This window comes from Microcoleus sp. F4-D5 (assembly GCF_036704885.1).
GTDB lineage: Bacteria > Cyanobacteriota > Cyanobacteriia > Cyanobacteriales > Microcoleaceae > Microcoleus.
On sequence record NZ_JAUBSX010000091.1, the window covers coordinates 1 to 16083 of the forward strand.

Annotated in this window: 9 protein-coding genes; 3 read left to right on the plus strand and 6 right to left on the minus strand. The window is 45.1% G+C overall.

Annotated elements, in window-relative coordinates; all coding sequences use genetic code 11:
- Window positions 1-142: 142 nt before the first annotated feature.
- Complete coding sequence (locus QUA80_RS28550; RefSeq protein ID WP_333428343.1) at window positions 143-415, plus strand: peptidoglycan-binding domain-containing protein; 273 nt, start codon at window positions 143-145, stop codon at window positions 413-415.
- A gap of 48 nt (window positions 416-463) precedes the next feature.
- On the opposite strand, the gene QUA80_RS28555 is transcribed toward QUA80_RS28550, so the two are convergent.
- From QUA80_RS28555 to QUA80_RS28565, 3 genes are all read right to left on the minus strand, one after another.
- Window positions 464-3859, minus strand: coding sequence for an ATP-binding protein (locus QUA80_RS28555; protein WP_333428344.1), 3396 nt, complete (start codon window positions 3857-3859; stop codon window positions 464-466).
- A 225-nt stretch (window positions 3860-4084) separates the two neighbouring features.
- Window positions 4085-7360: a response regulator gene (locus tag QUA80_RS28560; RefSeq protein ID WP_333428345.1), complete on the minus strand. Its 3276-nt coding sequence runs from the start codon at window positions 7358-7360 to the stop codon at window positions 4085-4087.
- A 117-nt stretch (window positions 7361-7477) separates the two neighbouring features.
- Window positions 7478-8344 (minus strand): aliphatic sulfonate ABC transporter substrate-binding protein, encoded by an 867-nt coding sequence (locus tag QUA80_RS28565; RefSeq protein WP_333428346.1) that lies wholly within the window; start codon window positions 8342-8344, stop codon window positions 7478-7480.
- A 382-nt stretch (window positions 8345-8726) separates the two neighbouring features.
- Between QUA80_RS28565 and QUA80_RS28570 the strand changes: the two genes are divergently transcribed.
- A complete protein-coding gene (locus QUA80_RS28570; protein WP_333428347.1) occupies window positions 8727-9026 on the plus strand; it encodes a DUF7734 family protein in 300 nt (99 codons plus the stop codon).
- Between the two features lie 92 nt (window positions 9027-9118).
- Here the strand turns inward: QUA80_RS28570 and atpC are convergent, their stop codons facing one another.
- From atpC to QUA80_RS28585, 3 genes are all read right to left on the minus strand, one after another.
- Window positions 9119-9526 (minus strand): ATP synthase F1 subunit epsilon, encoded by a 408-nt coding sequence (gene atpC, locus QUA80_RS28575; protein ID WP_333428348.1) that lies wholly within the window; start codon window positions 9524-9526, stop codon window positions 9119-9121.
- Window positions 9527-9709: 183 nt separating this feature from the next.
- Entirely contained in the window at window positions 9710-11167 is a 1458-nt protein-coding gene (gene atpD / locus QUA80_RS28580; protein ID WP_333428349.1) for a F0F1 ATP synthase subunit beta, read from the minus strand.
- Window positions 11168-11293: 126 nt separating this feature from the next.
- Complete coding sequence (locus QUA80_RS28585) at window positions 11294-12094, minus strand: PEP-CTERM sorting domain-containing protein (protein ID WP_333428350.1); 801 nt, start codon at window positions 12092-12094, stop codon at window positions 11294-11296.
- 1031 nt (window positions 12095-13125) lie between these two features.
- Here QUA80_RS28585 and QUA80_RS28590 point away from each other — a divergent pair.
- Window positions 13126-16083: two-partner secretion domain-containing protein (locus tag QUA80_RS28590; protein ID WP_333428351.1), on the plus strand; the 2958-nt coding region annotated here is incomplete at its 3' end.

Below are 16083 nucleotides of genomic sequence, written 5' to 3' on the forward strand. Positions count from 1 at the left end.
CACGGCGACCATTATTGATCGTCCGCTCTCTTAATCCTGGTGGTGTAACCTTTTGACACTGATTCAGCAAGCCCTAATTAACATCTTTTCCGCACTTCTGTGCTTTTAAACAACTTGCAAACAACCAATGGAGAATCCAACCATGCAAAGCACAAACGCCATGCACATGGAATTACCTTCCTGCCGTTATTTTCCCCTCCTCAAACGCAACGATGGCGTCACCCAAAATGAGGACGTTCGCTACCTTCAGCGACTCTTGAACGCCAACGGATTTTCTCTAAATACTGATGGAGGATTCGGCCAGAAAACCCAACAAGCCGTCATCAATTTTCAAAAGCAACAACAACTCGTTGCTGATGGCATTGTCGGCCCTAAAACGTGGAATAAATTGGGTGTTTGTACAAATATATTTTAAAGTTTGTACAACCATATTTTAAACAGAGTAGGGCGTGCAGTGTGCGCCCTATTTCTCCGTCGAAGTTTCGACCCCAGACCACCCCTCCGGCGCTCCGTACATTCGATACTTGCGAGAGCGTTTGAAATACAGCATTGCTACCCGATCGTCTGGATTGATTTGTAAAATGTTTTGAAATACTTTTTGGGCGGCAACAAATTTTTGCTCGTAGTAAAAATTGAGAGCTTCTTGAAAAATCTCCGCAGTTTGCTGCTTAAGTACAATGCTCTCCTCTGTTTCTGTCTCGTAAATTTCAAACACCGACACGGGATTTGTCTTTCCTTTCACCATTACTCGATCGACAAATCTGTACTTATATTTTTCTGGATCGTCTAGGCGATCGATAATTGCACCGCTAACTAGAATTCCCGAACCGTAAACCTTAGTCAATCCTTCCAAACGAGAGGCGAGATTCACCGCATCAGCAATCACGGTACTTTCCATCCGTTCTCGCTCGCCAATTGTACCCAACATCAAATTGCCTGCGTGCAAACCGACGCCGATCGCGATCGGAAACAAGCCATTTTTTTGTCGCTGCTGGTTATAAATATTTACTTCTTTCTGCATATCAATGGCTGCTCGCACACCATCCTCCGGAGATATAGGAAACAGTGCCATGACTGCATCCCCAATGTATTTGTCAATAAACCCGTTATTTTTCCTGATTGCAGGGCTAACCCTTCCCAAATAAGTATTAATAAATGCAAAATTTTCAGGCGGGGTCATCTGTTCTGAAAGCGCCGTAAACGAGCGAATATCAGCAAACAGCACTGTCATATTTCTTTCCTGATTTTCGCCTAATTTTACTTCAATAATACTCGGTTTTTCCAGCAAGTTTAGAAAATCGTGCGGCACAAATCTGCCGTAAGCTGCATTCAGTTTAGCAAGGCGAATTTGCGTGTTAATTCTCGCCAACAATTCCTTTTTGATAAAAGGTTTAGTTACATAATCATTTGCTTCTAAGTTAAAAGCTTCTACCAAGTCGGTAGTTAGATTTTTGGCCGTCAGCATCAGAATAGGCATTTCTAAAGGCGAGTATTTTTTGCGAACTTCTCGACAGACTTCATAACCAGTCATCTGCGGCATCATTACATCGAGTAAAATTAAGTCCGGCTTAAATCCTGATTCAATCAGATTTACAGCTTCTAAACCGTTGCTCGCTTGAGTTATTTCGTAGTTTTCTATAGAAAGACTGTTGATGATAACCTGAATATTAATGGGTTCATCATCGACTACCAAAACTTTAATTTTTTCACTTTCTAGCAAGTCGCTATTCTCTGATACCTGAGAATTTATTAGAGAGGATTGGCGGGCTAGTTCAGGAGTGATAAAAATGGGATATCCCTCGCTTAAAGGCGGCTGCTTGTTGCTAAAATCTGGCTGGGTCTCAGATACGGGCAAAGTAAAGATGAATTGGGAACCGACTCCTACAGTTGAAGATACCCAAATTTTACCTCTGTGCAATTCCACTAATTGCTTGGCAACCGTTAACCCTAAACCAGTGCCGCCATATTCTCTAGCAGTGGAACCGTCAGCTTGTTCAAAGGATTCAAAAATTCGCTCTAATTTATCTTCGGGGATGCCGATACCGGTGTCGGATACAGTAATGGCTAATTGGGAACTAGGGAGTGATTGCGCGTTGCCCGTTACCAATTCTGCTGAAATTTCAACTCGGCCGCTTTCGGTAAATTTAATCGCATTGCCGATTAAGTTGTAAAGTATTTGCTGCAACCGATTCTCGTCGGCTGCTATTGGTGGCAAATCAGGGGCAACTGAGTTAATCAACTGCAAGTTTTTTTTGCCTACTAATGGCTGAGACAAAGTGAGAATTACAGAGACTATTTCTCGAATACCGATGGACTTAATTTGCAGTTCGAGCTTTTTGTGTTTGAGCTGAGAAAAATCCAGAAGATCGTTAATTAAAGAAGACAATCTTTTTCCAGAAGATGAAATCAAAACTAAGTTAAAATTTGTTGATTCTGGTAGTTGTCCGGTAGCACCGTCTATTAAAGATTCTGCAATCCCAATAATGCCGTTGAGGGGAGTGCGGAGTTCGTGGGAAGTATTGGCTAAGAATTCGTCTTTGAGTTTGTCCAGGCGCTGCAATTCGGTATTTTTAGTTTCTAAGGTACTAAAAGATGCTTGCAGTTGTTGTGCCATGCTGTTAAAAGCAGCGGCAAGTACGCCCAACTCGTCGGAGCGATCGAGCTTTACAGTTTGGTCAAATTGTCCTTCAGACAAAGCTATTGCTGCATTTTTTAATTTTATAAGAGGTTTGATAATCCAGCGAGAAGTGAGAATTCCCAACACACTTGCCATGCCCAAAGCTGCCAGACACAGTAACACTGTAGTTCGGTTGCCCGCATGAATTTGTTCCATAAAGTCGGCTTCGGGAACGACGACAACAATCAGCAAATCTAAACGCTTGTCGTCTTGGAAGGGCAGGACTTTTAAAAATTGCTGCTTCCCGTCGATCTCAAAATGGATTTGCTGCGATTTGGTAATTTGGCGGAAGTTTTGAAAGTAAGTTTCTAAATATTTAGCTGTAGTTTGCGTTACTGTATCGCTGCTTTCTGTAACTTTAAACAGTTCTTTTTTACCGTTTTGAGTGCGGAAAGGTTTTTCAGGTGTCGAAGTTGCCAGCAGCGTGCCGTTTCTTTCGATAATAAAAGTTTGACCGGATTTACCTATTTTGAGGCTGTTTAAAAATTGACCGATACTGTCGAGACGCAAAGCAGCAATTAATACTCCTTCTAGCTGTTTCTGGCTGTTGTAAACGGGTTGCAGCGCGCTGAGTATCAAGGTGGGTTCTAGGAAAGATATATAAACTGAACTCCAAGTTGGTTTGGCTTCTAGAGCCGCATAGGAGTAGGAAGGGTGCTGTCGGATGTCGAAGTTTTTGACGTAGGCTGCTACTGTGGTGCGATCGCCCGTATCATTAGTATTGTAAGAATAAAAATCAAAATTTGTAGACGGGCCCGAGGCGTTAATCAATAAAGTGCCGTCAGACATTTTTTCGCCAGTGCGATATTCTCCATCTTGATTGGCGATCGACGTAAAATTGATATAAGGATATAATTGCACTTGCCGCCACAGATACTTTTCCCAAGCTGACAAGTCTTTCATGTTCACAAAACCCAGTTTCACTGCATCCAGCTTGCTTTGATTGATTTGGTGCGGAGTTTGCAGATAAGTCCTCAAATTTTGCTCGATGCGATTGCTCACCTCCCCCATCAACTGAGCCGCAAGGTCATTTACTGCTTTTTGAGAGTTCCTAAATGATAAATAGCCTACAATACCCACTGCTGCAAATACTTGCAAGACAAACGGAACTACGAGCACAGTTTGCAGGCTCGCTTTGACTGACATTTTGGCAACTAAGCGCTTGAGATCGAGAGTTGACATAACATTAATTTAGCTTAAAAGACCCAATTAATACTCGGAGCGAAAACTTACCTCTGGTAAGTATTATAAGCCATTTTGTACTTAAACAAAACTTACGCAAGGATGACCCGAACTCGTTTCTACAATCCTCAATCTTATACCAAATTATTAAAAGTCAAAGCGAACAGCAGGGACATGGGGATGCCCTGTCCTACTCCCCGCGCCGGACTGGGCATTGCCGTATCCCTACTTTTCATCTAAAGCTTCTATCCCCGACCATCCTTCTGGCACTCCATACATTCGATTCTTCAGAGAGCGCTGACAGTAAATTGCTGCTAACTTATCTTGAGGATTTATTTCGCAAATATCCTTGAATATTTTTTGCGCTTTACTAAATTTTCGGTCGAAATAAAACTCCAGACCCAGTTGAAATTCAGCAGCAGTTTCCTGTTTTAGTTCAATGCTTTGTTCTGTTTCTGCATCATAAATTTCAAACACGGAGACAGCAGATTTTTTCCCTTTTACTGTGACTCGATCGACAAATCGGCACATATATTTTTCTCGATCGCCCAAACGCTCTAAAATTGAGTCGCTAACTAGAATTCCCGCGCCGTAAACCTTAGTCAGTCCTTCCAAGCGAGACGCGAGATTCACCGCATCAGCAATTACTGTACTTTCCATCCGTTCTTGCTCACCAATCGTACCCAACATTAAACTACCCGCGTGCAAACCGATGCCGATCGTAATCGGCGCGTAATTGCTGATTTCTCGCTGCTGGTTGTAAACCATAACTTGTTTTTGCATTTCCACCGCCGCGCAAACAGCATCATCTGCCGACTCAGGAAACAGTGCCATAATCGCATCGCCAATATATTTATCGATGAAACCTTGGTGAGCGCGAATTACCGGACTCACTCGGCTGAGGTAGCTGTTGATAAAATTAAAGTTTTCTTGAGGTGTCATCGCTTCGGAGATAGTCGTAAAGGAGCGAATGTCAGAAAATAAAACTGTCATTTCTTTCTGAATTTGATCCCCTAGTCCGACATCAACAATACTTTCACGTCCCAAAAATCGCAGAAAGTCGTGGGGGACAAATCTACCGTAAGCTGCATTGATTTTTGCCAGACGGATGTGAGTTTTGATTCTGGCTAGCAATTCATTTTTGACAAACGGTTTAGTTAAAAAATCATTGGCTCCTGCATTGAAACCATGCACTAAGTCAGATACTTGATTTTTGGCAGTCAGCATCACAATTGGCACTTCTATAGCGGTGAATTTCTCCCGGATTTTCTCGCAAACTTCGTAACCAGTCATCCGCGGCATCATCAGATCTAGCAAGATCAAATCCGGCTTGTAGCCTCTGTCTATAAGGGCTAAAGCTTCTTTACCGCTGCTAGCTTTGGCGAGCGCATATTTTTCGAGAAGTAAATTGTTAGCCAATACCTGAATATTCACAGCTTCGTCATCTACAATCAAGATTTTAATCCAACTGTTTTCTTGGCATTCTTTATCGTCGCTCAAACTGTTATCATTAAAAGTTGGTGCAGCAGTTGCATTAGTTATTAACTTGCGATCGTTGGTTCTTGAAACTAAAGACGGTCGAACCGTGGCTGGCAAATGCTTGCGGTCGAGATACTGATTTTGAGAGATTGGCAAACTAAATGTAAACTGCGAACCCATACCTACTTTTGAATGTACCTGAATTTCGCCGCCGTGCAGCTCGACTAACTTCTTTGTAACTGCCAAACCTAAACCTGTTCCTCCGTATTCTCTAGAAGTGGAACCATCTGCTTGTTCAAAAGATTGAAAAATTCGTTCTAATTTATCTTCTGCAATGCCAATACCAGTATCGGATACCGTAATTTGCAGTTTTGACCTGACAATTAAAGATTGAAGCTGGCTGGTTAATGAACTTTCTTTTTCTGCCAAAGGCGGCGAGTCCAAGCCGATCGCATTAGCCGAAATTTCTACAGTACCATTGTCGGTAAATTTAATCGCATTTCCGATTAAATTATAAAGAATTTGTTGCACCCGATTTTCATCCGCATCCACGAGGGGAATGTCGGCAGTGACTGAATTAATTAACTGCAAATTTTTTGTACCAATTAGAGGTTGAGAAAGAGTCACCACAATATCGACAATTTCTCGGATGCCAACAGGCTTGATTTGCAGTTCAATATTTTTGTGTCTCAGCTTCGAGAAATCGAGAATGTCGTTGATGAGATTGCACAGTCTTCTGCCGCTAGATGCAATAATTTCCAAGTTGGAAATAGTCGCTTCTGGCAATTGTCCTGTGGCCCCGTCGAGCAAGGATTCAGTTAAACCGATAATTCCGTTAAGCGGGGTGCGGAGTTCGTGAGAAGTGTTGGCTAAAAATTCGTCTTTGAGTTTGTCAAGTCGCTGCAATTGGGCATTTTGATTCTCTAATTTTGTGAAAGATACTTCCAATTGACCGGCCATGCTGTTGAAAGCATTAGCTAATTTTCCGAGTTCGTTAGATGCCGCAATATTTACCCGAGTTTCAAACATTCCGCTGCTCATTTTAGTAGCGGCAGATGTTAGGGATTTCAAAGGATTTGTAATCGATCGAGCAAAAGCCACTCCCAAGCCCACGGCGACGATGGCGCTGGCGAGGGTAACTGCACCCATGACGTATAGGAGGTTACGCACGGGAGCGTAAGCTTCGGCTGTAGGTAGCTCTACAACCACCATCCACTGCACCCTCCGCACGATCGCACCCGTGCCAATAACTTCTTCCCCGCGCAAGCCTCGATAAACCATCGGAGATTGAATCCCCGAAGCTAAAGCTAATTTGGATAACTCTCGCACAAAGGATCGCCCTCGCAAATCTTGCAGTAAATACGGATTAATCTTGCTTCCGGTTTCTGAAATTAGTACGGAGCGGTGATCGAGAACGTAGCTGTATCCTGTTTTTCCAACTTGCGATCGGGCGGCAATTTGAGTTAAAAAATTGAGACTGACTCTGGCAAATAATACTCCGGCAATTTGATTGTTATTGTCGCGAACAGGCACTGCTAAGTTAACAACTTTAACCGCTGTTTTTAGATCTACATCTACTGGACTAACATAATTTTGACTTTGCCGAAAAGTCTCCCAAAATACAGGTGTTTCAGCAGAAATACCTGCTAAATTTAAGCTATAGATAGAGAAGGATTCGTAAGGCGACATCGCCTGTAGGATTTGACCTTGACTGTTAAAAATTCCGACCACTTCGTAGGCGCTGTTGCTGTTGACCAATCCTTCGAGAATGCTGCGCTGAGTTTCAGGATTAAATTCTGTTAAACCGCGCAATTCTGATAAATAATTGAGTTGGCGCTGCAAGTTATCCAGATAAGCGCTAATTTGGACAGCAGCAGCTTGCGAGCGCCCGTACTGAAGCTGTTTTGTCTGTTCTATTTGTCCCCGAAAGCTGAGGTAAGCTAAGGTACTTCCCGCCATCAATACGCTTGCCACAACAATCGAGACAAAACCGTAACGCAGTTGATTGGCAATTGAGGACATTAGATTCTGCCACTTAACAGTTTGAACTCACTTTATAGGATACACCCAATTTCACATTTTTAAGACTTGCGGAATCGCGATCGTTGATTTCTTGTTACCTTTGCCTAAGTTATGGTTTTATAGATCTAATTTTTGTTTCCAGATAACATCTTCAATCCAAATGCGATCGGGAAGCAGTCCCAACCGAAAGAAAATTTCCGCAATCCGCTGCTGTTCTTCAACAGCCCTGTCTTGAATTGGCAGCACATCGTAGCGGCGGCTTTTCGTTAACATGATAGCTGTGGTTATTTTCATTCCCCTTCGAGCGCTGATAAACTTTGCTGCTGCCTCGGGATTTTTAGTTATCCAAGTAGCCATCTGTCGCGTTTCTCCCATCACTATTTTAACAATATCGGGAAACTCGCTAGCAAAAGAGCGACTTGCCAAATAGAAGTTTCTATCATTCATCAGTCCGTCGCTGTTAGTCAAAAAATGAACAGGCATCGTTTCCTGTAACTGAGCTAGAAACGGCTGCCAAATAGCCCAAGCATCAACATCGCCTCTCACAAATGCTTCCTGAGCTTTTGGCGGAGGCAAATCGACCAATTGGGCATCTTTTAACTGCAAGCCAACTTGAGTTAACGCCCGAATTAACAAATAGTGACCTGCGGTTTTCTGAGTTGCTGCTATTTTCTTGCCTTTGAGATCCGCTAGAGTCCGAATTGGAGAATCTTGAGGAACTATGATGCCAATGCTTCCAGGTAAAGCGGAATCATTAGCAATATAAACAAAAGGTACGCCGTCTGATTGGGCAAAAATTGGCGGCGCAACTCCTGCATAACCCAGATCGATTTTTCCTTTTCCTATTGCTTGTAAAATTGGCGGCCCTGCGGCAAATTCCGTCCATTCTACAGACCATCCAATTTCTGCTAAACGGGTTGCCAAAGAGCCTTTAGCTTTGAGATAAAACAGCGCTCCGAAACGCTGATGGCCGATTCTTACCACTCTTGTTAAGTTTGAGGGTGCATTTTGATTTTTTGCTGTAGATTTATTTATTAGTTTTGAGTTGCAACTTGCGAGAGCTGAACAAAAGCAAAAAAATAGTATAAATAGCAGCGAATATTCCCAACCAAAACCCGGTTTAATAATATGTTGATGGCAATGAAGTATTTTAAATTTAGTGTTTTTCTGGCTCATAAAAAATATGAAAAATAGGTTGGGCAGGAGTAAAATATTTCTGATATTTTTTACAGGACTTATATGATGTCCGCTTAATTCCTGCTGTTAAAAAATGTCTAATTAAAAATCAAAATTTAGCGGGCTGCCCCTGAAATTAGCCGCAAAATTAAGCTATATTATAGCAGATTTCGGGAAAGTGAGATTTGCTATGGCTGACTCTATTGCTCGTCGCTTGGAACAATATACGGTAAAACGATCGCGCGAAGTTTTAATCGTCAAGGCCGAAATTGACGGCGAATTAGATGAAATTGCTATTTTTAAAGGCTTTTCTAGCTCTTTGACGCGATCGACCGCGAGCGATCCTGAGGTTCCTGTTTTGCCGTCGGGAGCAAAAATTGTCAGTGTCGATCGCCTGGAGAGCCCCTACAATCCAAATAACCCCCGCTATCTTCAGCAGGGGTTATCTTGGGAAACAATGCAATCTCTCTTGTCCGAGGCGGGAGTTTAGCTCTGGCATTAGGGACACAGCGCGAAAAAAACAGCAGGGACACAACATTGTTGTGTCCCTACTACAAAAGCACTATGTCCTCACCCTTAGAGCTAGAGCGTGCCGCCTGCAGCTTGGAAACGAGCTCTCGCGCGTTTGATTGCTTGCTTGGCTTGAATTTGCTCTTGCAAAGTGCCGCTAGCAGCCTTTTCCAAACGAGCTTCTGCTTCGGTGTAAGCAGTACGAGCAGCTTCTTTATCAATGGTTTCGCCTTTTTCAGCGCCGTTGACAAGAATAGTAACTATGTTTTCTTGGATTTCTGCAAAGCCGCCCATCAGAGCAATAGACACCCATTCCTTGCCGGGACGGACGCGCATCACTCCGGTATCCAAAGCCGTCAACATTGGAGCGTGACCGCTCAAGATACCAAGTTGGCCTGTGGTGCTCGGCAGAATTACTTCTTCAGCATTAGAATCCCAAACAGTTTTGTCTGGGGCCACTACGCGCACAGTTAATGTCATAAATTGTCAGTTGTCGGTTGTCGGTTGTCAGTTGTCAGTTGTCAGTTGTCAGTTGTCAGTTGTCGGTTGTCAGTTGTCAGTTGTCAGTTGTCAGTTGTTACCAATAACCAATAACTAATAACAAATAACTAATAACTACTGACTCATGACTGCTGACTGCTGACTACTGACTAATGACTAAAATTACTTGGCGTCAGCTTTCATTTTTTCAGCTTTGGCGATCGCCTCGTTGATATCGCCCACCAAATAGAACGCTTGTTCCGGTAATTCGTCAAGTTCGCCAGCCAAAATCATCTGGAAGCCCTTAATGGTATCTGCCAACTTGACGTACTTGCCGGGGGCACCGGTAAACACTTCGGCCACAAAGAACGGTTGAGACAAGAACCGTTCAATTTTGCGAGCGCGAGAAACGGTCAAGCGGTCATCTTCCGACAGCTCGTCCAAGCCCAAAATTGCAATAATGTCTTGCAATTCCTTGTAGCGTTGCAGAGTTGACTGCACCTGACGAGCAACACCATAGTGCTCTTCGCCGACAACGCTAACTTGCAACATCGTAGACGTAGAATCCAGCGGGTCAACAGCCGGATAAATCCCCTTCGCAGCCAAGCCGCGAGACAACACAGTTGTAGCGTCCAAGTGAGCAAAAGTTGTAGCCGGGGCGGGATCGGTCAAGTCATCCGCAGGTACGTACACAGCTTGAACCGAAGTAATCGAACCTTCGGTAGTCGAAGTAATCCGTTCTTGCAAGTCGCCCATGTCTGTACCGAGAGTCGGCTGATATCCCACAGCCGAAGGCATCCGACCCAACAAAGCCGATACCTCAGAACCCGCTTGCACGAACCGGAAGATATTGTCAATGAACAGCAGCACGTCTTGCTTGCTGACATCGCGGAAGTATTCGGCCATCGCCAGAGCCGACAGGCCCACGCGCATCCGAGCACCGGGCGGCTCGTTCATTTGACCGTAAACCAAGGCAATTTTCGACTTGCTGCGGTCTTCTTCGTCAATAACCCCCGACTCGATCATTTCTTTGTAGAGGTCATTACCTTCGCGGGTGCGCTCGCCCACACCGCCGAACACGGACACGCCGCCGTGAGCTTTGGCGATGTTGTTCACGAGTTCCATCATAATCACGGTTTTGCCGACGCCTGCGCCTCCGAACAAACCGATTTTGCCTCCGCGGCGGTAGGGGGCCAGGAGGTCGATTACTTTGATCCCGGTTTCAAACACCGAAGGCTTGGTTTCGAGTTCGGTGAAAGTCGGCGGGTTGCGGTGAATGGGCATACTTTCGGAAGTATTGACCGGACCGAGGTTGTCTACGGGTTGGCCGATGACGTTAAAAATCCGGCCCAGAGTTGGGGTTCCGACGGGAACTTGGATCGGTTCGCCGGTATCTACTACTTCCATGCCGCGCACCAAGCCGTCGGTGGTACTCATGGAAACTGCACGCACTTGGCTGTCTCCGAGCAGTTGCTGAACTTCGCAGGTAACGGAAACGTCTTGACCTGCTTCGTTTTTGCCGGAAATCGTGAGAGCGTTATAGATTTGGGGCAGTTTGCCGCCTGGGAATTTTACGTCTACAACCGGTCCAATGATTTGGGTGATGTAGCCTACGTTCGTTTTTTCTGCGGTGGATACCATGAATAGTGCCTTTGTTAGGATGCTATTTTTCCCGTTGTGGAAAAAGTCTTAACATTTAGAAATGCTATTCCTCAGAGTACCACTGAACAGACTCACTATTTAGATTTGTATGGGGCTGGTTAAGAGTCATTTTTCTGTTTGCTGCCCTCGCTTTTTTTTCCTGCGAGCTGCAGCCAAAGCCCCGAGCCCCAGCATCGTCCCAAATACCGTGACTGGTTCGGGGGCTAACTCAGCCGACACGCTGAAGTCTTGGAAGTCAACGTCGTTTCCTCCTCCTACATCGTCGAAGGAGATTTTTGTGCCCTGAGCCAGTTGGGTCATTGTGACCGATGAATATTGGTCTGGGCCTTTACCGCCGTTGATGTTTGTAAATGAGTCGTTGGAGCTGTAGTCGAGCTTAAAGTCGCCAAATACAGCTTGCTGACAGCCCCCCAACAGACAGTCCTCTCTCCGGAACTGGGTGCCGGCGGCAAACCATTCCGGGCTATTCATGAAGGTGCTTGACGAGACGTACTGCTCGTATTGTTGACCCGTCCCGCTGTCGCTCCACAGCAGCAGGGCATAAACTTGATCCTGCAAAAATGTGAAGGTTTGGGTGATCGAGCCGTCGTTGGATGTGACACCGCTGCCGAAGGTTCCCTTCCATTCATCGGCGTCGCCGTTATCTGAGGGTTGAACCTCGGAAAACAGTCTGGCGATGTTGGTGTAGCCAGTGTTTCCTGACTGAGCTTGGGCTACCCACAAGCTGGATTTGTAATTGCCGTGAGATTGGTCGAATGTAAATTTTATATTGGTATCTCGCTCGAACTGGATGCCGGTGGTGCCAAACGTGAAAGCTCGGACGGGCGTGCAGATGCTGAGCAAGATTGTGGTTGCCAAGCTGGCGACTGTAAAAGATGTTTTTTTGACTAGCGTTAAGGTAGTCATAACCCTGATTCCTCCAGTATTGTTACGTAGTAAGGCGCAAAATGCCATGTTGCCGTGACGCGAATCGACGATCGCGAGCCTGCTATGTTTCGGGCGACCGTCAAATCTACAGAAGAGGCTCCACACCAGTGAATCTACAGACCGAGATCGCTTAAGTGTGTTTGTGAGTAAATGAGTGCTTCTTCTAAGAGTTTTCACTGACACTAGAGTGCCACACTTTAATCTGTTACAGCAAGATTTTCACCTTGCCTAGACTTCAAACCTACTACATTTACTCCGTCTCGGTAACGGTCTCAAGCTGACTGTAAGACTTGCAAATACTGGCTTTCAACAAAAATACATAAAAATTTTTACTCATGTTTTGTGAAGTTTTGGTAAAGATAATCTAAAACTTATAAAGTTTCGGAGAAAAATTAGGCTGTTCGCCCACTTGGCACTCAAAGGGGGCTGCAAGCGGTTCGCCCGGTGCAGAAGAAGGTAGCGGTCGCAAGTAGGGATTTGAGCGAGTTTTTTGCCACTGGAAGCAAGCGGGAGAACAGGCGATCGATATTTACGTAATTTTGACTAATATTCCGAATTTTTAAACCCCTAACCCTCGCGTTGCGCGCATATTTGCACTAACAGTCCCGGACGCATCAACCCGGTTTTTTAAGAAGATAATTGCGTCGGTCGATTTGAGATTTGAGAATTGAGATTGACTGGACAGATGAATCTGGGAGTTTCAACAACAGCATAAAATTTTGAGCTCTCCACGACAAGAGTCCGCGGCTGGTATCCATTTTTGGGCTGGGTTAGGGAAGCAGTGAAAAAAGTGGAAACAAGAAACCAAGTTTCATGGCCAGCGCTTGAGTGCTAGTAAAAAAAGTGTTTCTACGTAAATTATAGTAATTAAACACATACATTTCCTTCGGCTTCCACTTCTAATTATTCGCGGATACAAAATATATCTATACTATTGACATGAGAAAATTTTATAAGTAAAAATAGGATAAATAAATACGATCGCACTTTCAGCACAATCTTTAAACACAATGACAGCCAACAGACTGCATTTCCTCGGATGGTTATTCATTGTTAGCTGGCTGAGTGCAGCGGCGGGTTCGGCTTCCTCGCAACCCATCACCCCGGCACCAGACGGCACTAACACTGTTGTTACTCCCAACGGCAACCGCTACGACATTTCCGGGGGGTCCTTCAGCGGAGATGGGGCTAATCTTTTTCACAGTTTTACTCAGTTTGGCCTCAGCGAGGCTCAAACGGCTAACTTTCTGACCAATCCCAATATTCAAAATATTTTGGGACGGATTACTGGGGGTAATCCTTCTTTAATAAATGGCTTAATTCAAGTTACGGGCGGCAATTCCAATTTATTTTTGATGAATCCTGCCGGCATGATTTTCGGGCCGAATGCCAGTCTCAACGTGCCTGGATCTTTTAATGCTACTACGGCGACAGGCATTGGTTTTGGGAACGATCGGTGGTTTAGCGCGATCGGCAATAACAATTGGGCAAGTTTCATCGGGACACCGAATAGTTTTGCGTTTACAAATTTGCCTGGGGGAAGCATTGTTAATACAGGCAATCTGACGGTGACACCCGGTCAAAGTTTAACTTTGATAGGCGGTACCGTTGTCAACACGGGTCAGCTAACTGCGCCTAGCGGCAATATTCTCATCAGCGCCGTACCCGGTAACAATTTGGTACGCATCAGTCAAGCTGGCAATTTATTGAGTTTGGATATTCAGCCGACAGTAACTCAAACATCGCTGCCGAACAATTGGACGCAGCCAGTGTTATCTTTGCCGGAGTTGCTGACTGGACAAGGTGTGGCACAGGCGACGGGTTTGACGGTAAATCCCAATGGGGAAGTTGTGTTGACGGGGAATGCTGCTGTGCCGGGAACTGCGGGAACTGCGATCGCATCCGGCACTCTGAACGTCTCTGGCAACACTGGCGGTACTGTAAATATTTTAGGGGATAGAGTAGGTGTTATTGCGGGCAATATCGATGTTTCTGGGATTAACGGCGGCGGTAATATACTGATTGGGGGAGATTATCAGGGTTTGGGGACAGTGCCCAATGCTTTGCGGACTTTTGTTAGCAGCGACTCGACAATTAACGCTGATGCTGTTAGCAATGGGAATGGCGGGCGAGTCATAGTTTGGGCTGATGAAACTACTCGCTTTAATGGGAATATTACAGCCAGAGGCGGCTTATTTTCTGGGAATGGCGGCTTTGTGGAAGTGTCGGGAAAGCAATCGCTGCATTTTCAAGGATTAGTTGATTTGCGATCGACCTTTGGCATCGCTGGCACCTTATTGTTAGATCCTACTGATATCACTATTAGCGCAGATGCGGATGCAGGCGGCACTTTTGTAGGGGGAGCATTTACGCCCTCGGCGGGTACTTCTACAATTAATAATGGGACGCTGCAAACACAGCTTGCTTCGGCAAACGTGACTATTTCTACTGCGTCGGGTTTTCCGAGCCAAGGCGATATTACAGTCAGCGCTCCCGTTGGTTGGAATAATAGTAATTCTTTGACACTGAATGCTAATAATAATATTACGGTAGATCAACCTATTACTAATGGTGGAAATGGCGCGATCGTATTAAATGCTGGTAATGCAATATCAGTCAATAGCGACCTTTTTACTACGGGCGGGAATATTACTCTCACCAGTACCAATGATATCAACATCGCTGCGGGCAACGGCAATCTGAATGCCCAAAACTTATTGGGAAATGGAGGAACGATCGCCCTCTCAACGGCTGGCGGTAACATTACCACTGGTAATCTAAATTCCTTCTCTGATGTAGGTACGGGAGGGAATATCAACCTCTCTATTACTGGAGGAACAGGTGCGATCGACACAACTGCTGGAATTCTCAATTCCTATTCCCAGGCTGGAAATGGAGGAACGATCACCCTCTCAACGGTTGGCGGTAACATTACCACTGGTCTTATCAATTCCTACTCCTCTGATGGCAGTGGAGGGAATATCAACCTCTCTATTACTGGAGGAACAGGTGCGATCGACACAACTGCTGGAAATCTCCTTTCCTTTTCTCAGCTAACAGGAAATGGAGGATCGATCGCCCTCTCAACGGCTGGCGGTAACATTACCACTGGTGTTCTGAATGCCTTCTCCTCTGATGGAGGTGGAGGGAATATCAACCTCATAGTGACTGGAGGAACAGGTGCGATCGACACAATTGCTGGAGAGGTCATTTCCTTTTCTCAGGCTGGAAATGGAGGAACGATCGCCCTCTCAACGGCTGGCGGTAACATTACCACTGGCGATCTGAGTTCCTTCTCCTTGGATGCAGGTACGTCCGGGAATATCAACCTCTCTATTACTGCTGGAAAAGGTGCGATCGACACAACTGCTGGAATTATCAATTCCTATTCCCAGCGAGGAAATGGAGGAGCGATCGCCCTCTCAACTGTTGGCGGTAACATTACCACTGGTACTATGGACTCGCATTCAGTAGATGGAGGTACGGGAGGGAACTTCACCTTCAACTCTGGTCCAGGAAATATTATTCTTAGCGGTAATATAAAGACCTCAAAGAACGCCGCCGGTAGCGGTGGCAATATTACCTTCGACTCACCAGTTGTCCTTAGTAAACCAACTATTACCCTAACAACATCAGGAAATCCCAGCAGCGGCAATGTTACCTTTAATAGTAATCTCGATGGCACTACAGCAAACAATGAAAGTTTATTGGTGAATGCCGGTGCCGGTAATATTACATTTAATGGTGCAGTTGGCAATACCAAGGCATTAGGAAATATTAATGCTAACTCTACAGGAATAACCGCATTTAATCAAACAGTCAAGGCCGCGAGTTTGACGACAGATCCAGGCGGCACAACTCAAGTGAAGGGAAATGTCGCTACAATTGGCTCTCAAACTTACGGAGATGCAGTGACAATTGCCACTAATCCGATTATTTCAGGCAGCGGCGTTACTTTCAATAATACT